Annotated in this window: 13 protein-coding genes; all 13 read left to right on the forward strand. The window is 65.9% G+C overall.

All coding sequences use genetic code 11. The features are described 5' to 3' along the window. The first annotated feature begins 94 nt into the window (after positions 1–94). The 13 genes from tssA to tagF are packed head-to-tail and all read left to right on the forward strand — an operon-like array spanning position 95 to position 15,904. Complete coding sequence (gene tssA / locus JN302_RS25785; RefSeq protein ID WP_202329614.1) at positions 95–1,240, forward strand: type VI secretion system protein TssA; 1,146 nt, start codon at positions 95–97, stop codon at positions 1,238–1,240. Positions 1,241–1,246: 6 nt separating this feature from the next. Then, positions 1,247–1,783, forward strand: coding sequence for a type VI secretion system contractile sheath small subunit (tssB, locus tag JN302_RS25790; RefSeq protein WP_202306834.1), 537 nt, complete (start codon positions 1,247–1,249; stop codon positions 1,781–1,783). Between the two features lie 3 nt (positions 1,784–1,786). Continuing rightward, entirely contained in the window at positions 1,787–3,289 is a 1,503-nt protein-coding gene (tssC, locus tag JN302_RS25795) for a type VI secretion system contractile sheath large subunit (RefSeq protein WP_202306835.1), read from the forward strand. A 26-nt stretch (positions 3,290–3,315) separates the two neighbouring features. After that, the gene (locus JN302_RS25800) at positions 3,316–3,765 is read left to right on the forward strand and encodes an Hcp family type VI secretion system effector (RefSeq protein WP_202306836.1); all 450 of its coding nucleotides are present in this window, start codon (positions 3,316–3,318) and stop codon (positions 3,763–3,765) included. 42 nt (positions 3,766–3,807) lie between these two features. After that, positions 3,808–4,512, forward strand: a complete 705-nt coding sequence (gene tssE, locus JN302_RS25805; protein ID WP_244845934.1) for a type VI secretion system baseplate subunit TssE — start codon at positions 3,808–3,810, stop codon at positions 4,510–4,512. Further along, positions 4,513–6,387, forward strand: coding sequence for a type VI secretion system baseplate subunit TssF (gene tssF, locus JN302_RS25810; RefSeq protein WP_202329616.1), 1,875 nt, complete (start codon positions 4,513–4,515; stop codon positions 6,385–6,387). Further along, positions 6,351–7,415 carry a type VI secretion system baseplate subunit TssG gene (gene tssG, locus JN302_RS25815; protein WP_202329617.1) on the forward strand — a complete coding sequence of 355 codons (1,065 nt, stop codon included), beginning with the start codon at positions 6,351–6,353 and terminating at the stop codon, positions 7,413–7,415. Before tssF ends, tssG begins: the two co-directional genes overlap by 37 nt. Next, the gene (gene tagH / locus JN302_RS25820; RefSeq protein WP_202329618.1) at positions 7,412–8,680 is read left to right on the forward strand and encodes a type VI secretion system-associated FHA domain protein TagH; all 1,269 of its coding nucleotides are present in this window, start codon (positions 7,412–7,414) and stop codon (positions 8,678–8,680) included. Before tssG ends, tagH begins: the two co-directional genes overlap by 4 nt. A gap of 3 nt (positions 8,681–8,683) precedes the next feature. Next, the gene (gene tssJ / locus JN302_RS25825) at positions 8,684–9,136 is read left to right on the forward strand and encodes a type VI secretion system lipoprotein TssJ (protein WP_202329619.1); all 453 of its coding nucleotides are present in this window, start codon (positions 8,684–8,686) and stop codon (positions 9,134–9,136) included. A 29-nt stretch (positions 9,137–9,165) separates the two neighbouring features. Next, positions 9,166–10,500 (forward strand): type VI secretion system baseplate subunit TssK, encoded by a 1,335-nt coding sequence (tssK, locus tag JN302_RS25830; RefSeq protein WP_202306845.1) that lies wholly within the window; start codon positions 9,166–9,168, stop codon positions 10,498–10,500. 4 nt (positions 10,501–10,504) lie between these two features. Then, the gene (gene icmH, locus JN302_RS25835) at positions 10,505–11,836 is read left to right on the forward strand and encodes a type IVB secretion system protein IcmH/DotU (protein ID WP_202329620.1); all 1,332 of its coding nucleotides are present in this window, start codon (positions 10,505–10,507) and stop codon (positions 11,834–11,836) included. Between the two features lies 1 nt (position 11,837). Beyond that, a complete protein-coding gene (tssM, locus tag JN302_RS25840; RefSeq protein WP_202329621.1) occupies positions 11,838–15,377 on the forward strand; it encodes a type VI secretion system membrane subunit TssM in 3,540 nt (1,179 codons plus the stop codon). Continuing rightward, a complete protein-coding gene (tagF, locus tag JN302_RS25845; RefSeq protein ID WP_202329622.1) occupies positions 15,359–15,904 on the forward strand; it encodes a type VI secretion system-associated protein TagF in 546 nt (181 codons plus the stop codon). Before tssM ends, tagF begins: the two co-directional genes overlap by 19 nt. The last annotated feature ends 24 nt before the right edge of the window (positions 15,905–15,928 follow it).

A 15,928-nucleotide genomic window follows, 5' to 3' on the forward strand; every position in this document is an offset into this window, starting at 1 on the left:
TGTTGCAATTGCTGGCGTCGTCCGGATTGCGACGGACGAGAATGGTCGACGGGATTGTTGGCAACGGTCCCTTGGCTGGCGGCGGGAGGCTGATATGATCGATATCCCTCTCTGGCTGAACCCTCTCGACGGTGAAAACCCGTCGGGGGAAAGTCTGCGCAACGATCCCCGCTTTCATGAATTGGAGCGCCTCGCCGAGCCGCAGCTCACCGTCGTCCGCGACGACCGCAACAACCCGACTTCGCAAGTCACCGTCCCTGCCGACTGGTCCGCCGTCCTGAGCAAGGCCGAGGAACTGCGCGTGCAAGGCCGCGATCTGCGCCTGCTGGTCCTGGTCACGCGTGCGCTCGCCAACATGGACGGGCTCTCCGGTCTGGCCGACGGCCTCACCCTGATCGCGCGGACCTTCGACGAGCATTGGGAAACCATGCATCCCGAGTTGCGATCGGGCGTCCCTCCGCAGGATGCAGCTCTGCGCCGCATCAACGCATTGCTCGAACTGCAGAATGATCAGGCCGGACTTCTGTGCGATCTGAAGCAGACGGCGTTCTTCGCGCCGCGAGGCATCGGCCCGATCAGCGGGCACGATCTCCAGCAGGGGCTGCTCGACGACCAGACCGTGCTGAACGAGGCCGCCTCCGGATTGAACGGCACGGAGAAGGCGGCGCTGCTGAGCGCCCACGAGCAACTGGTGAAGCGCGTGCGCGCGGGCTGCGCTGCCCATGCCGATCAGGCCGAGGCGGAGATGGCGGATCTCATCGCCGGAGGGCGCAGAGCAATCGCCGCGCTCGATGCGGTCGACGCCGCCCTCGGCGCGAAGCTCGGCAACGGCAAGGCCGCGGTACCCGGTCTGCGACGGTTCCTGGAGCGCATGCTGTCGACGCTGGAGCGAGGCATCGCCAATCGTGCGCCGCCTCCCGCAGACGCCGTCCCCGCGGCGTCCTCTCCGGGCAACGGCCAGGGAGACGCCTGGCACGTGCCACCGGGCGGAACAGTTGCCCTGTCGAGCCGGCTCTCCTCGCGCGAGGACGTGATCAGATGTCTCGACCTCGTCATCGCGTTCTACGACCGCACCGAGCCATCGAGCCCCATTCCGCATCTCGTTCGGCGCATCCGCCGCATGGTCCCGATGGACTTCATCGAATTGATGGAAGATCTCGCGCCGTCCGGCCTCAAGGAGTTCCGTGTCCTCGCCGGTGTGCCGGACAGCAAGAAGTTGGCTCAGAAGGATGAAAGGTAATTCGAGATGAGCGAAAGCAAGGCCAAGGTGATCGAGCGGAACCGGGCGCCGCGCGTGCAGATCGCCTACGACGTGGAGCATTACGGCAGCCCGACGACCATCGAGCTGCCTTTCGTGATGGGCGTGATGGCCGATCTCTCCGGCGCCTCGCAAACCCGCGAGGCCCAGAAGTCCGTTCTGGACCGCGCCTTTGTCGAGACCGATGCGGGCCGCTTCCCGCGCTTCATGGAGGCGCTCGGCCCCCGCGTGAAGGCCCGGGTCAAGAACACCCTGCCCCAGCCCGAGGGACAGGAGCGGGACGAAGAGCTGGCGATCGATCTCAGCTTCTCCAACATGGGCGACTTCGCCCCGGACCGCGTGGCCGAGCAGGTCCCGCAACTGGCCGAGCTCCTCAAGATGCGCCGCCAGCTCGAGGAACTCCTCGGCTTCATGGACGGAAGGGTGGACGCCGAAAAGCGCATTGCGCAACTGCTGAACAACGAGCCGCTTCTCGGCCAGATTGCCACGCAGGCACTGGCGGAGGGTGACAAGGTTGAGGAATGAGCCATGGCTGAACAGCAAAAAGTAGCAACCGTCGCCGAGGCCGAAGCCATCGACCTCGGGGAGTTCGGCGAGCTCCTGGAAAAGGACTTCAGGGTCAAGAAGGACGACAGCGAGAAGCTGCAGGCACTGGTCCGCAACCTCGCCCTCGCGGCCCGCTCCCGCGCCGAGACCACCACCATCTCCTCCAACGCGATCAAGTCGATCAAGTCCTTGATCGCCGGCATCGACAAGATGCTGTCGGCACAGCTCAACGAGATCCTGCATGCGCCCGAAGTGCGGGAGATGGAGGGGACATGGCGGGGTCTGTGGTATCTCGTCAACAATACCGAGACGGATCAGAAGCTGAAGATCCGCGTGATGAACATCTCCAAGGAGCAGCTGGCCGACACGCTCGAAGACTATGAGGGGCAGATGTGGGACCAGAGCCCCATCTTCAAGAAGGTCTATACCGACGAATACTCGATGTTCGGCGGCGAGCCCTTCGGCTGCCTGATCGGCGCCTACGAATTCTCCAACCATCCGAAGGACGTCGGGCTGCTGCGCAACATATCAGGCATCTGCGCCTCCGCCCACACCCCGTTCATCGCGGCGGCCGCGCCGCGGCTGTTCCGCATGGACAGCTGGCAGGAACTGCCGAACCCGCAGGACCTGCAGCAGATCGTGTCGTCGCCCGCCTACGCCTCCTGGCAGTCGCTGCGCGAAAGCGAGGACTCCCGCTACATCGGGCTGACCATGCCGCGCGTGCTGGCACGGCTTCCCTATGGAGCGGAAACGGTACCGGTCAAGAGCTTCGCCTTCGAGGAGGAGGTGCAGGGCGACCATCACAGATACGTCTGGATGAACGCCGCCTTCCCGATGGGGGTCAACATCAATCGCAGCCACAAGCTGTTCGGTTGGGGCACCCAGATCCGCGGGGTCGAGAACGGCGGAACCGTGATCAACCTGCCGGTCCATACCTTCCCGACCGACGACGGCACGGTGGCGATGAAATGCCCGACCGAAGTCGCCATCGACGACCGGCGCGAGGCCGAATTGGCCAAGCTCGGCCTGATGCCGATCCTGCACCGCAAGAACACCGATCTGGCAGCCTTCATCGGCGCGCACTCGCTTCAGGACGACGAGAAGCGCGCAGGCCGGCTGGTGGACCCTGACGCGCAGGCCAATGAAAGGCTTTCGGCCAACCTGCCCTATCTTTTCCCGGTTTCGCGCTTCGCCCATTATCTCAAGGCGATCGCACGCGACAAGATCGGCTCGTTCAAGGAACGGTCAGACATGCAGGTATGGCTGACCGAGTGGATCAACCGCTACGTCCTGGCCAACCCGGCATTCGCCGACGACAAGGCGCGCGCAAAGCGCCCGCTCGCAGCGGCAGAGGTCCAGGTGGACAGCGTCGAAGGGCGGCCGGGCTACTACAACGCGCGCTTCTACCTGCGTCCGCACTACCAACTCGAGGGCATCAATGCCTCGCTCCGGCTCGTGTCGGAGCTTCCCTCCGTTAAGACTTGATCACTTGAGCATGATGGAGAGCAGAAATGAAAATCGATGGTTTTCTGAAGGTCCCAGACATCACAGGGCCGAGCGAACGCGACGGCCATGAGGAGGAAATCGAAGTCCACGGGGTCGAATTCGACATGGTCGCCCCGCACGATCCCAACTCGCTGTCGCGCCGAGGTCGCGTGGCCTTGGGCACGATCAAATTCATCAAGTACTACGACAAATCCTCACCCTATCTGAAGCAGGCACTGTTCCAGAACAAGAAGCTGGACGAAGTGGTGTTTTCGGCCCGTAGGACCATCGAGGAAGCCAGCAGCGACTATCTGGTGGTGACTCTCACGGACGCCTCGGTCGTCGGCTACGAAATGAAGCCGAGCGTGGACGAACCGGACCTGCTCGAAGAACGGATCGCCTTCGCCTACAAGACGATCAAGTTCACCTATGACGAAAGCGACGAGGTGGAAATGGATGTCCATGTCGGTGTGTGACGCCGGCCGGGGCCTCCCGGTATCGCGATGATCAAAACCAGCATGAGTCCACGCGCGACACGCGAGGCGGTCCAACCCTCCCTGTGGGACCGCCTCGTGAACGACCTGCCGGGACTGACTTCCGAGATCGACGTGCTGCTGAAGGCGTTGAGCGACGAACTGGACGAACAGCGGCTCGACCGATTGCTGGCCGGCGGCGCGAAGACCATCGATGCGGACCCCGAACTCACATCCGATCAGAAGCGGCGCCTGCATCGGCTCCTGATGCAGAACCGGCGCCGTGTCGAACTCGAGAGCCGCGGCGTAGTGGTCTCGCCGACAGTGCTGCGCGAGGCGGTGCGACGCGACATCGAAGCGTTGTTCAACACCGAACGCTTCCAATCGGTGCCGCTTCTATCTCCCGTCGAGGCCGAACTGGCGACCGACACCCTGCTCGCGCTGGACGATTTTCCCGAAGCCCGCCGCAGCGTCGTCAATTTCGGCGTGCCGTCCTTTTCGGGCCGGTCGGCACGCGACTTCGATCGCGAAGAGCTGGCGCGCGAAATCCGCGCCGTCCTGGGCATATTCGAGCCGCGGCTGAAGGATGGAGAGACCAAGGTCACGGTGACCCTGGGCGACAAGAGCATGGGCCTGAAGATCGAGATCGACGCAGTCCTCGTCATGACGCCGACGCCGGAAAGGCTGAAGCTGCGCACGACCATCGATCTCGACAACGGTTCGGCCCGGACCGAATTGAGGGATACCTGAATGGACCGGGCGTTCCTGGAATATTACGAGGAAGAGCTCGCCCATGTCCGCGCACTCGCGACGGAGTTTGCCGAGATGCATCCCGCGGTCGCGCGCAACCTGTCGCTCGATACGGTGCCCTGTCCGGATCCCTATGTCGAAAGACTTCTCGACGGCGTCGCCTATCTGGCCGCACGGACCCGGCTCAAGGTCGACGCCGAGGGCTCGCGCTTCGCGCGGGGCGTGCTCAATCTTCTCTATCCCGATCTTGTCACGCCGACGCCGGCCACCGCGATGGCGGTGCTGAAGCCCGGCAAGCAGGTCCAGACCATGCTCGCCGGCCATGTCGTAGGTCGCAACACGCGGCTGGTTTCAAGCCTTCGGCCTGGCCTCACCACGCGCTGCACCTTCACCACCGCCCAGGAGGTTACGCTGTGGCCGATCGAGATTGCATCGGTGGGCTACATCCAGGACAGAAGCGGGCTCGCCGCCGCCGGGATCACGCCGATCGACGGCGTCGGCTGCGAGGCGGCGCTGCGCCTGAGCCTGGCGCGGACCGGCAAGGGCAAGCTCAGCGAGCTGGCGCTCGACAGGCTCGATCTGCATTTCGCCGGCCGTACGAAGGCGCCCCATCTCTTCGATGCGATCTTCGGGCTCTGCGCGGCGGTGGGGGCACGCGCCGATGGCCGAACCAACCGGCTGGCGCCTCTGCCCGCGCCGCAAATGATCGGCATCAGCGACAGCGAAGCCCTCATGCCCCGCAGCCGGCCGACATTTGAAGGTTACCGGCTGCTGCGCGAATATTTCGTGATGCCGGAGCGCTTCCACTTCGTTCGCGTGCAGGGGCTTCAGCAGGTGGTGCGCAAGTCCGACGCCGGCCTCGAGATCGTGTTCCTGTTGCGGCGGCCGGCCCCCGAACTCGCCGATCTATCGACGTCGGACTTCGAACTCTTCGCCACGCCGATCGTCAATTTGTTCGAGCGCGAATGCAACGCCATCGAGCTCGATTCCCGCAGGACGCGGCAGGTACTGCATGCCGACCGGACCCGGCCGCTGGATTTCGAGATCTACAGGCCGATCCGGGTCGAGGATGCCGATCTCGAAGGGCCCGACGCGGAGATTCCGGAGCTTTTCAGCCTGGGGCAGAACAAAGGCAGGGGCTGGGTCCACTTCATCGAGCGCCGTCCCCGCCGCCCGACGGAAGACGAAAGACGGCAGGGACTTACGCGAACCTCCTATGTTGGAGACGATGTCTTCCTGGCGATTTCGCGCCCGGCCGCGTCGAAGGTCCCCAGGCCGCCTCGGCACATCGACGTGGTGGCGCTCTGCACGAACCGCGATCTGACCATTCTTGACGACGCACCGACCCTGACGCTTGAAAGTGGAGATCCGGTCGAGACGGTGAGGCTTCTCGGCGCGCTGCGGCCGCCGCAGCCGGCCATCCCGGCGACGCTTCCGACCAGCGCCGAGGGAGAGTCCCGTTCCGACGAATTGGCCTGGCGTCTGGTGGCGCAACTCTCCCTCAACTTTCTCAGCCTGGCCGAAGAGGGCCGCGGGGCCGATCCGCTCCACGCCCTGCTCGACCTCTATGCCGACCGGGGCGACCCGGGCCTGGCGCGTCACGTGCGGTCCATCGTCCGTGTCGAAAGCCGGCCTGTGGTCGAAAGGCTGGCCATAGCCGGACCGATGTGTTTCGGGCGGGGCACCGAGGTGACGCTGTCCGTCGACCAATCCGTGCTGGCGGGCCAAAGCACGCTGCTGCTTTCAGCGCTGCTCGCCCGGCTCTTCGCACGCTATGCCGGCATTAACGGATTTGTGCGCACGCGCACCCGGTTGCTCCAGAAGCAGGAGGATGTGCCATGGCCGATGACGCCCGGCAATCGCTACCTGATCTAGACCGCCGTTCCGAAGTGCCGTCGGAGGCCTTCGACTTCTTCGAGCTTCTGCGCCGGCTTGAACACGACGGTGGGCTGTTCGGCCATGCGGGCCGCCCGGACCGCGAGCCGGCGCGGCTCGGTCAGCATGTACGTCTCGGCTTCGCCACACAGGACATCGCGGAGTTCCATCCAGCGGTGGACGGCAAGCCGGCAAAAGTCACCGTGGCGAATTTCGGCCTGCTGGGGCCGGAAGGCCCGATGCCGCTCCATTTGACCCGCTGGGTGCTCGACCGTCTGTCGCAGCGCTGGTTCGCCGGCGAGAACGCCCGCGCGACCAGCGACACGACTTTCCTCGACTTCGCCAACGTACTTCAGCATCGCATGATCGCGCTGTTCTATCGCGCTTGGGCCGACGCGCATCCGGAGGTGCAGGTCGAGCGGCCGGTCGGCGGCCGCGTCCGCTCGATGCTCGGAGCGCTGGCCGGCATGGGCCTTCCGGGCACCTGCGGTTTCGAGGAACCGGGGATCGAGGTGGTCAAGCTGCGCCAGGCGGCCGCCCTGGCCCACCAGGTGGATGGGCCCGAACGTCTCACGCTTTTCCTGGCCGAGGCATTCCAGGTTCCGGTCCAGCTCAAGGAATTTGTAGGCGGCTGGATCAGCATTCCCGCGGCACTGCAGACGCGGGTGGGCCTCAACAGTGCCGCGCTCAACCGCGGCGCGACGATCGGCCCGCGCAGCTTCGATCGTCAGAGCCGGATAGAGCTGCGCATCGGCCCGCTGGACTTGACCAGATTCAAGACATTCCTGCCGGGCACCGAGGGACTTGCCATGCTGAGGACAGCGGTGCGCGATCTGGTCGGCGGCATGCTCGATGTCGATCTGCGCATCGTGCTGGCGCGCGACGAGGTTCCGCCGGCCCGCATCGGATCCGCGCAGCTCTCGCGCACTGCGTGGCTCGCACCGCGCGAAGACCGCCCCGATGCCGAGGACATGCGCTTGCGCACTCTCGTCGGATGGCGTCCGCGGGCTGCTGGAGTTGCGGCATGAGCCTTGTCCTTACTCTCGAACAGGGACCGCGACCGCAGGCCGTGCAGCAGACCAAGCTGGACGAGGGCGAGTTGGTGATCGGACGCGGTTCGTCCGCAGACTGGCAGATCGACGACCCCGACATGTTCGTCTCACGCGCCCACTGCACGATTTCCGCGGGACGCGACGGCTATTTCGTGACGGATACCTCGAGCAGCGGCCTGTTCATCGACGACGGGCGCGAACCTCTTGGCGCCGGCAATTCGACCCCGCTGCGCAACGGCATGCGATTGAGACTGGGCGAATATGTGCTTTGGGTCGATCTCGAAGCATCGGCGGAGGAGCCTGCCCCGCCACCGACATCGGCGTCGCGGCCGCCGGCCGGTATCAACGAGGACGACTTCTTTTCGATGAAGTCCGCGGAGGTGCCCAAGCCGGCCCGCCCCTCCGATCTTCCCAGCCCGTTCGAACATCCCGAGCCGGGTGCCTACAGCGCCGCCGAAACCACCGATGCCGGCCGGCATAAATCTCCCGCGTTCGATGACCCGTTCAGTCTCGATCCGGTATCGACGCCCCGTGCGGATGAGCAGGAAAGCGACGTCGCCGGCCGGTCAAGGCCGGCCTCGCCGGCTTCGTGGCCCGGTCCCGAACTCCAGGCACCGCGTCCGGCACAGGGGCGTCAGGCGGTTCGATCGACGCCCGACGCCACCGCCACGGACATGGCGCTGCGCGACGCCTTCCTGCGCGGAATGGGCCTCGACCCGCGAGAGTTCCCGAACAGCGATCCGACTGCCGAAATGGAGAAGTTCGGCCGCGAATACCGCATGATGATGGAAGGGCTGATGCAGCTTCTGCGCAAGCGTGCGGAAGAGAAAGGCAATGCCCGCGTCGCGCAGACCGTGGTCGGCGCATCGGAGGTCAATCCGCTGAAGTTCCTGCCGACCGTGGACGATGCGCTCGCAACGATCCTTGCCGATCGCAGCCCCGGCTTTCTGGGGAGCGAGCCGGCCATCGTCGACGCCATCCGGGACCTCGCCCAGCATCATGTCCGCGCCTGGCGGGGCGTGCAGGGCGCGCTGCGCCGCATGATCGATCGCTTCGATCCGGCCGCGATCGAAAACGAGCTGAAGTCCAGCTCGGCCATGGAAACCCTCCTCGCGGGTGGACGCAGCGCCCAGCTTTGGGAGCTTTACCGCAAGCGCCACCGTGAGATCGCCTTGAGCGCGGAGTCCCGCTTCCTGGGCGAAATCGGCGCCGATTTCAGAAATGCATATGAAGAGGAGTGAGGAATGATCCATCGGCGCGACTTCGTTTTCGCCCTCGGGGCGACCGGCATCCTTGCCGCCTGTCAGAGCGGGCCGCCCAAGCCGTCGACGGTTGTCATCAACGTTGCCGGCCAGGCCGGGATGAATCCCGGACCGGGCGGCGGCGACAGGCCTGTGACGATCCTCGTGATGAGGTTGCGCAGCACGGGGAAGTTCAATTCGGCGGACTATTTCGCACTGCAGGGGGATGCCGGGGGAGTGCTCGGAGGCGACCTCATCGGATCGGACCAGATCGCCGTCGGACCGGGCCAGACCGCATCGAAAACCATCACCGTCGAACCGGAAGCAACCGCTCTCGGCCTCGTGGCGCTTGTCCGGGAGCCCGGCGGCCGAAGCTGGCGCACCACCAAGTCGGTGTCGCCCGGATCTCAAATGACCGTCAATGTGAGGCTCGGCAGCGGCGGCATTTCCGCATAACGCCGGGTGCCAAAGCAGAAAGTGGCAGCATGAGCGACGCAAACAGGGTGCTGTGGTCCGAAGGGCTCTTCCTCAGGACGCAACATTTCCAGCAGCAGGACCGCTTCATGGAAGCCACCGTACGCGGCGTGCTGCAGGCGGGGCAATTGCATACGTTCGGGTTCCGGTCGCTGTCTCTCGACCCGGCCCTGCTGGAAGCAGGGCAGATCGCGGTGCTGTCGGCACGCGGCATCTTGCCCGACGGAACTCCGTTTGCCATTCCGGAGACGATGGATGCGCCCCAGCCGCTGGCCGTCACGGCCGACACGGCGGCGGGCCCGGTGCAGATGGCGCTGCCGCTGGAGCCTCCGGGCGGCATCAGCTTCGACCCGGCCCATGCCGAGCCGTCCGGAGCACGTTACCGCGGACGCATCGAGTGGATCCGCGACGCCGTGCAGGGAGGGGCCGAAGCGGAGGAGATCGAGATCGCCAGGCCACAGGCCATGCTGATCGCCGCCGGCAAGCCGGTCGGAGGCTTCACCGCGCTCCCGGTCGCGGAGATAAAGGGGCTTCGCGCCGATGGCGCCGTGGCGCTCGATGACACCTTCCTTCCGCCCACGCTCGTGACCGGCGCGGTACCTTGGTACGGGCAGTTGCTGCAGGAGGTGATTACCGGCCTCGACCGCATCGCCGAGGCGCACGGCAAGATGGTGCTCGGCGGGCCCGGCCGCAGCGTCGAGAACCTGCTCATACTGAACCTCGCCAATGCGGCACGCCCTCGCCTCGCCCACATGCTGGCCCAGGATATCTTCCACCCGGCCGAGCTCTATCTCGAGATGGCAAGCCTGGCCGGATCGATGGCGACCTATGGCTCGAGTTCCCGGCGCCTGGTGGAGCTCCCCGCCTATGACCACATGGCGCCTGGCCTCGCTTTCTCGACGCTCGCCGATACGCTGCGCTCGCTGATATTGAGCCTGCGCTATGTCGAGCCGAAGTCGCGCGCCCTGCCGGTCATGCGGCATTCGACCAATGTCTGGAAGGTCCGCATCGACAACCCGAAGCTTCTGCAGCAGAGCCGCATCGTCATTCGCGTGGGCTCGGAGCTCTCGGAGGAAGCGCTTCGCAAGATATTCGTGAACCAGGCGACGGTGGGTGCAGCCGGCGAGTTCGAGGGGCTGTGGAAGTCGCGCTTGCCCGGAATCCCCTTGAAGCCGCTGCACTCACAGCCGCGCGAGATTCCCTACGACGGCGATCGCCTGTGCCTCGAGCTCGACCAGAAGAGCGAGCACTGGGCCTCGCTGCTCGATGCGCCCGGTTTCGTCATCGGCGTTTCCGGCGTGCTTCCGAACGAGCCGGAGGTTGACTGCTACTCGGTGAACAGGTGACGCGATGAGCAAGGACGATCCTTTCGGCCTGTCCGAGGATCGAGAACGGACCCGTATCCGGCTGGTCGGCGCGCCGATGCGACGGCCGGCGGCTCCACCGCCGTCCGGCGCTCCGCTGCGCCGGTCGCGTTCGCATCCCAATCCGCTCGTCAGCGCCTTTGCGGCGCTCCTCGAATTCGCGCCCGAGTTGGAGAGCGCGCTCGCGCCCGACAATCCGGAAGCCTTGCGCACACGCCTTCTCGACGAACTCGTGAAGGCACGCGATGCCGTTGTCGCCGGCGGTTCCCCGCTCGCCAGGGCCGATGCTGCGGCCTGGGCGGTGGCGGCACTTCTCGACGACCTCGCGCTCAACACGCCATGGGGAGGCGCCAGCGCCTGGCCGCGCCAGCCGCTGGTCGTGATGCTGCGGGGCGACGTGGACGCTGGCGAACAGTTCTTCGCCCGCCTGGAGCAGCTCGAGCGGCATCCGAACCGCGATCGCGACCTCCTTGAGCTGCAATATCAATGCCTCGCGCTCGGCTTCCGCGGCAAATACCGCGTCCCCGGGCGGGCGGGCGACCGGTCGCTCGCCGCCGTGCGTGCCGCGGCGGCGCGATTCCTGCGCGATCCCGACGGGGAGGAAGCACCTCTCTCCCCCCACTGGCAGGGCGTGCTCGCCGCCGACGAGCCGTCGCGCTTCGCGATACCGATCTGGGTGATGGCTGCGGCGGCCGCGGTTCTGGCCGTCGCCATCCATGTCTTCCTGTCGATGCAGCTCAGCGGCCAGGCGACCGAACTCGCCACGCTCGTCCGTGCCCTGCCGCCGCCGGACCGGGCCGAGATCGACCGCGCGGCGCCTCGCGAGCCGCCATCCGAGGCACCGGCGATCGAGCCGGTCGAGATCGAGCTCGTGCCGGAGTTCCAGGCGGCCGCCCCCGCCGAGCTGTCGAAGGCGCTCAAGGGGCGGGAAAGCGTTTCGCTGGCGACGCTCGTCATCCAGAATTCCAGTCCCGAGGTCTTCCAGTCCTCGCGCGCCCAACTCACCGACGGCTTCGAGCCGCTCATTGCCGCGATCGCCAGGGTGATCCTCGAGAACGAGGAGATCATCGGCAATATCACGGTGGTCGGCCACACCGACAGCATACCGCTGCAGCGGAGCAACCCGCTGTCGACCAATCAGCGCCTCTCGGAAGCCCGCGCCGCGACCGTTGCCGACATACTGGTCCAGAACGGCGTGCCCCGGGAACGGCTTCGGACCGAAGGCCGAGCCGCCACCGACCCCGTGGCGGACGATGCCACGCGCGAGGGCCGAGCATTGAACCGCCGGGTCGAAGTGCTGGTCGAGAAGAGGCTCTGAGATGTTCATCCTGCGCTTCCTCTGGGCGGTACTGACGTCGCGCTGGCTCTGGACGCTGATCGGACTGGCGCTGCTTTCCCTAATCATCTGGATCTTCGGCCCGATCGTCAGCGTCGGCGGTTACGCCCCATTCGCGTCCGAGACGGTTCGCATCGCCATCATCGCCGTGCTGGTGATCCTGTGGCTGGTCCGTCTGATCATCGTCCAGCGCAGGGCGATCCGCGCCAACCGCATGTTCGTCGCCGAGATCGCTGCCCCTCCGGAAGAGCCGCAACTGAGCCCGGGCGAGGAGAGCGTCGCGGCAGTGGGCGCGAAATTCCAGGACGTCATGAACGAACTGAAGCGCCGGAAGCTGGGCGGTCGCAAGTTCCTGCGCGACATGCCGTGGTACCTGATCGTGGGCCCTCCGGCGACCGGCAAGACAACTGCGCTGCGCCAATCGGGGCTGAACTTCCCGATCGATCTCACCGACGACCTTCAGGGCGTGGGCGGCACGCGGAACTGCGACTGGTTCTTCACCGAACATGCGGTGCTGATCGACACGGCGGGCCGCTACGTCCAGCAGGAGAGCCAGCCCGATGTCGACGCGGCCGAATGGCTGGGATTTCTCGATCTCCTGAAGAAGCACCGCGGCCGGCGCGCTCTGAACGGGGTCATCGTCGCGCTGTCGATCGACACGCTGTCGGAAGGCGACGAGGCCGTCCGCGCGCATGGCCGCAAGATCCGCAAGCGTCTGATCGAGTTGCGGGAACGGCTGGAGATCCGCCTGCCCGTCTATCTGATGCTGACCAAGGCCGACCTTGTCAAAGGTTTCGAGGCATTCTTCGGCGGCCTGTCGACCTCGGCGCGCGAACAGGTCTGGGGCGCCACCTTCGCGCCGGACGCCCGCATCGACGGCGGCGTGGTTGTCGGCGAGCTTTCCACCTTGGCAAGGGAACTCGAAAAGCGGCTGGTGCCGCGCCTCGAATATGAGGATTCGCTTGCGGTTCGCGCGGACATCTTCCGCTTCCCGGCCCAGCTCGAAAGCCTGTCGCAGCCCATCCAGACCCTGGTCGAGACGATCTTCGGCGAGAGCCGCTACGAGGAGAGCCCCTGGCTGCGCGGGTTCTATCTCACCTCGGCGACCCAGGAGGGCGCTCCCATAGACCGCTTGACGGCAGCACTCACCGCCTCCTTCGGCCTGCCGCCGCAGCGCGCGGCGCCGGTGCGGCGGGTGGACAAACGCAGCTTCTTCATCAAGAACCTCCTGACCGAAGTCGTCTTCAAGGAAGCCGGCCTCGGCACGCTCGACCCCCTCGCCGAGCGCCGGCGCCTGTGGATCTGGCGCGGCTCGGCCGCTGCCGCGGCTGCGGCTGTGGTCCTCGCAGGGCTGCTGTTCACCTTGTCCTATCTCGACAACCGCTCGGCGATTGCGGCCCAGGCCGGCCTGTTCGACGGGCTTCGCCAGGCTCTGAACCCGATCGCGGTGAGCAAGGCGCCGGTGGAGGAGCCCGATCTCTACGCCGGGCTTGAAGCCGTCTCCGAGGTGGCCAACGGCCGGGTCGAGCCGCCTTCGGGCGCGCGGGACCTGATCGGCCCGTCGGCTTCCGCCGAACTCATCCGCGCGCAGACCGACGCCTATGACCATGCATTGCGCAACATCCTCGAGCCCCGGATGGTTTCGTTGCTCGAGGCCACCATGTGGCGCCAGATCCGTGATCCGGATTTCCTGTTCGGCGCGCTCAAGACCTATCGCATGATGACGGGCCTTTCGCAGATGGATCCCGAATACGTCCAGGACTGGTGGCTGAACAAACTGCCCGAATTCGCGCCGGTGCAACCTTTCCCGACCCAGGAGGCCGCGGACCACCAGGTTGCAGCGATCGCCCGCATGGCGGTGGAGGAAAGCTACGTCGCCCCCGACAAGGGCCTGGTTGGTCAGGCGCTGAAGACGGTGTGCTCGATCCCTCTGCCGGTACGCGCCTACAAGACGCTGCTGGCCGACCCCGCGGTGGCCGGACTGGCCGAATGGGTCCCGGCGAACTTTGCCGGCCCGAACGGCGGCAAGGTGCTGGCCCGGCGCTCGGGCAAGACGCTGCGTGAAGGCATCTCCGGCGCCTTCACCTATGGCGGCTTCCACGAGGCCGTGCTCGTCCGGCTCGAAGACGTCGCCGCGCAGGCGGCGCTCGACCGCGCAGTCTTCGCCGGTGGATGCTCCGAGAATGCGGAGACCTCCATCCCCGCGCTGTCCGGGGATATCCTCAAGCTCTACTACGAAGACTTTATCGCCCAATGGGACAGCTTCCTTCGCGACGTCAAGCTCGCGCCGCTGACCGATCTGGCAACCGCCAGCGACAATCTGAAGGATCTCTCCAGCGCCGATTCCGCCCTGAAGCGGCTGGTCAATGCGACGGTACGCGAGACCGAACTGACACGCTCGGATGAGGAGGAGCAAGGCGACGACAAGGCGAAATCGAAGGGCGCGTCCAAGCTGCTCGGCAAATTCGGCAAGATCGGCAAATATGCGAAGAAGGGCATAAAGCTGCTGCCGCGGACGGGGGCGACGGCGGAGACCGACATCTCGGGCACGCAGGTGGCCGAGCACTTCAAGCCGATCAAGGGCGCCGTCGCGGAGGTCGATGGCCTGCCCCCTTCCCTCGATGCGACGGTCGCGGCGCTGACGGCGCTGTCCAACATGCTGCAGACGCTTTCGGCGAGCCCCGACCCCCAGGACGCCATCAAGCGGCAGGGCGGCCTCGGCGAACTGACCGGCGCGGTTGCCACGCAAGCCAGGACGCTGCCTGATCCGCTCGACGATTGGCTCGCCGGCATTGCCGGCGATACGACCGGCCTGACGGAAAAGGCGGTCACCTCGCAGCTCAACGCGATCTGGCGTGCCGACGTGTTGCCCTTCTGCCAGGCTGCGCTGGCCAACCGCTATCCTTTCGACTCCGGCAGCGCGATCGACGTCAACATTCGCGACTTCTCGCGCCTCTTCGGCCCGGGCGGAATGATCGACAACTTCATCAACGACCATCTGATCGGCTATGTCGACACGGCCAGCTCACCCTGGAAATGGCGCGCCGATTTCGGGCTCGATCCTTCCGTGCTCGCCGCGTTCGAACAGGCGCGCAGGATCAGGGACGAGCTATTTGCCGCCGGCAGCGGACCGACCATGAGCTTCACGCTCGAGCCCAAGGACCTCGCGCCAAGCGTGGCGCGGGTGACGCTCAATGTCGACGGCCAGATGCTCACCTATTTCAACAACGCCACCCGCCCGCAGCCGATGACGTGGCCGGGCAAGGACGGCACCGGCGTCATCACGCTTTCCTTCGAGCCGCTCGACGGCTCGCCCGCTGTCGTCGTCAGCGAGACTGGAAGCTGGGCCTGGCTCAGGATGCTGCGCGGTGGCCGGTTCGCCGGCACCGACCTCCCCGAAGTCTACAAGCTCAGGCTCGCCGCCCGCGCCTACTACGCCGATTTCGAACTGCGCGCCTCGAGCGTGGAGAATCCCTACAATCTGAAGATGTTCGCGAGGTTCACATGCCCGGAGAGAATCTGATCCCGGGCTTCTACGGGAAGATTCCGGCGGCGGGGGATTTTGTGGGTCGGGGATTGCCCCACGATTTCGTGCGCGCCTGGGATCGGTGGTTGGCACAGCATATCGCTCCGCTGGTCGGCATGCCTTTTTGGCCGAAGGAACTGGCGTTGCGTTTCCTATCCGGTCCGGCCAGCTTCGGACCTGCCGCAGGCCTCATCGTTGCCAGCGCGGACCGCGCCGGGAGGCGCTTTCCCTTCAGCATGGTGACGCTCCTGCCGGACGCTTGTTTCGGACTTGTCTCGTCGGGCGAGTCCTGGTTCCTCGGGCTCGAAGAATTGGGTATCCAAGCCCAACTCGGCCATCTCACGCCCGACGAGCTCGAAGCCGCACTGGCTACGCTTCCGTCCCCGCCCCCCGCCGCAGGCGGAGAGATCCTCGACGGAATGGTTCTCTGGACCCGGCAGTCCGACGTTTTCGACGTGGATCCGGACGCGCCACGGGCTGTGCTGGAACAGTTGTTCATCGCGAGTTGGGAGACCAGTTCATGACCGCAAGCCATGCGGCGACCTATC

This window comes from Mesorhizobium sp. L-8-3 (assembly GCF_016756615.1).
Classification (GTDB): Bacteria; Pseudomonadota; Alphaproteobacteria; order Rhizobiales; family Rhizobiaceae.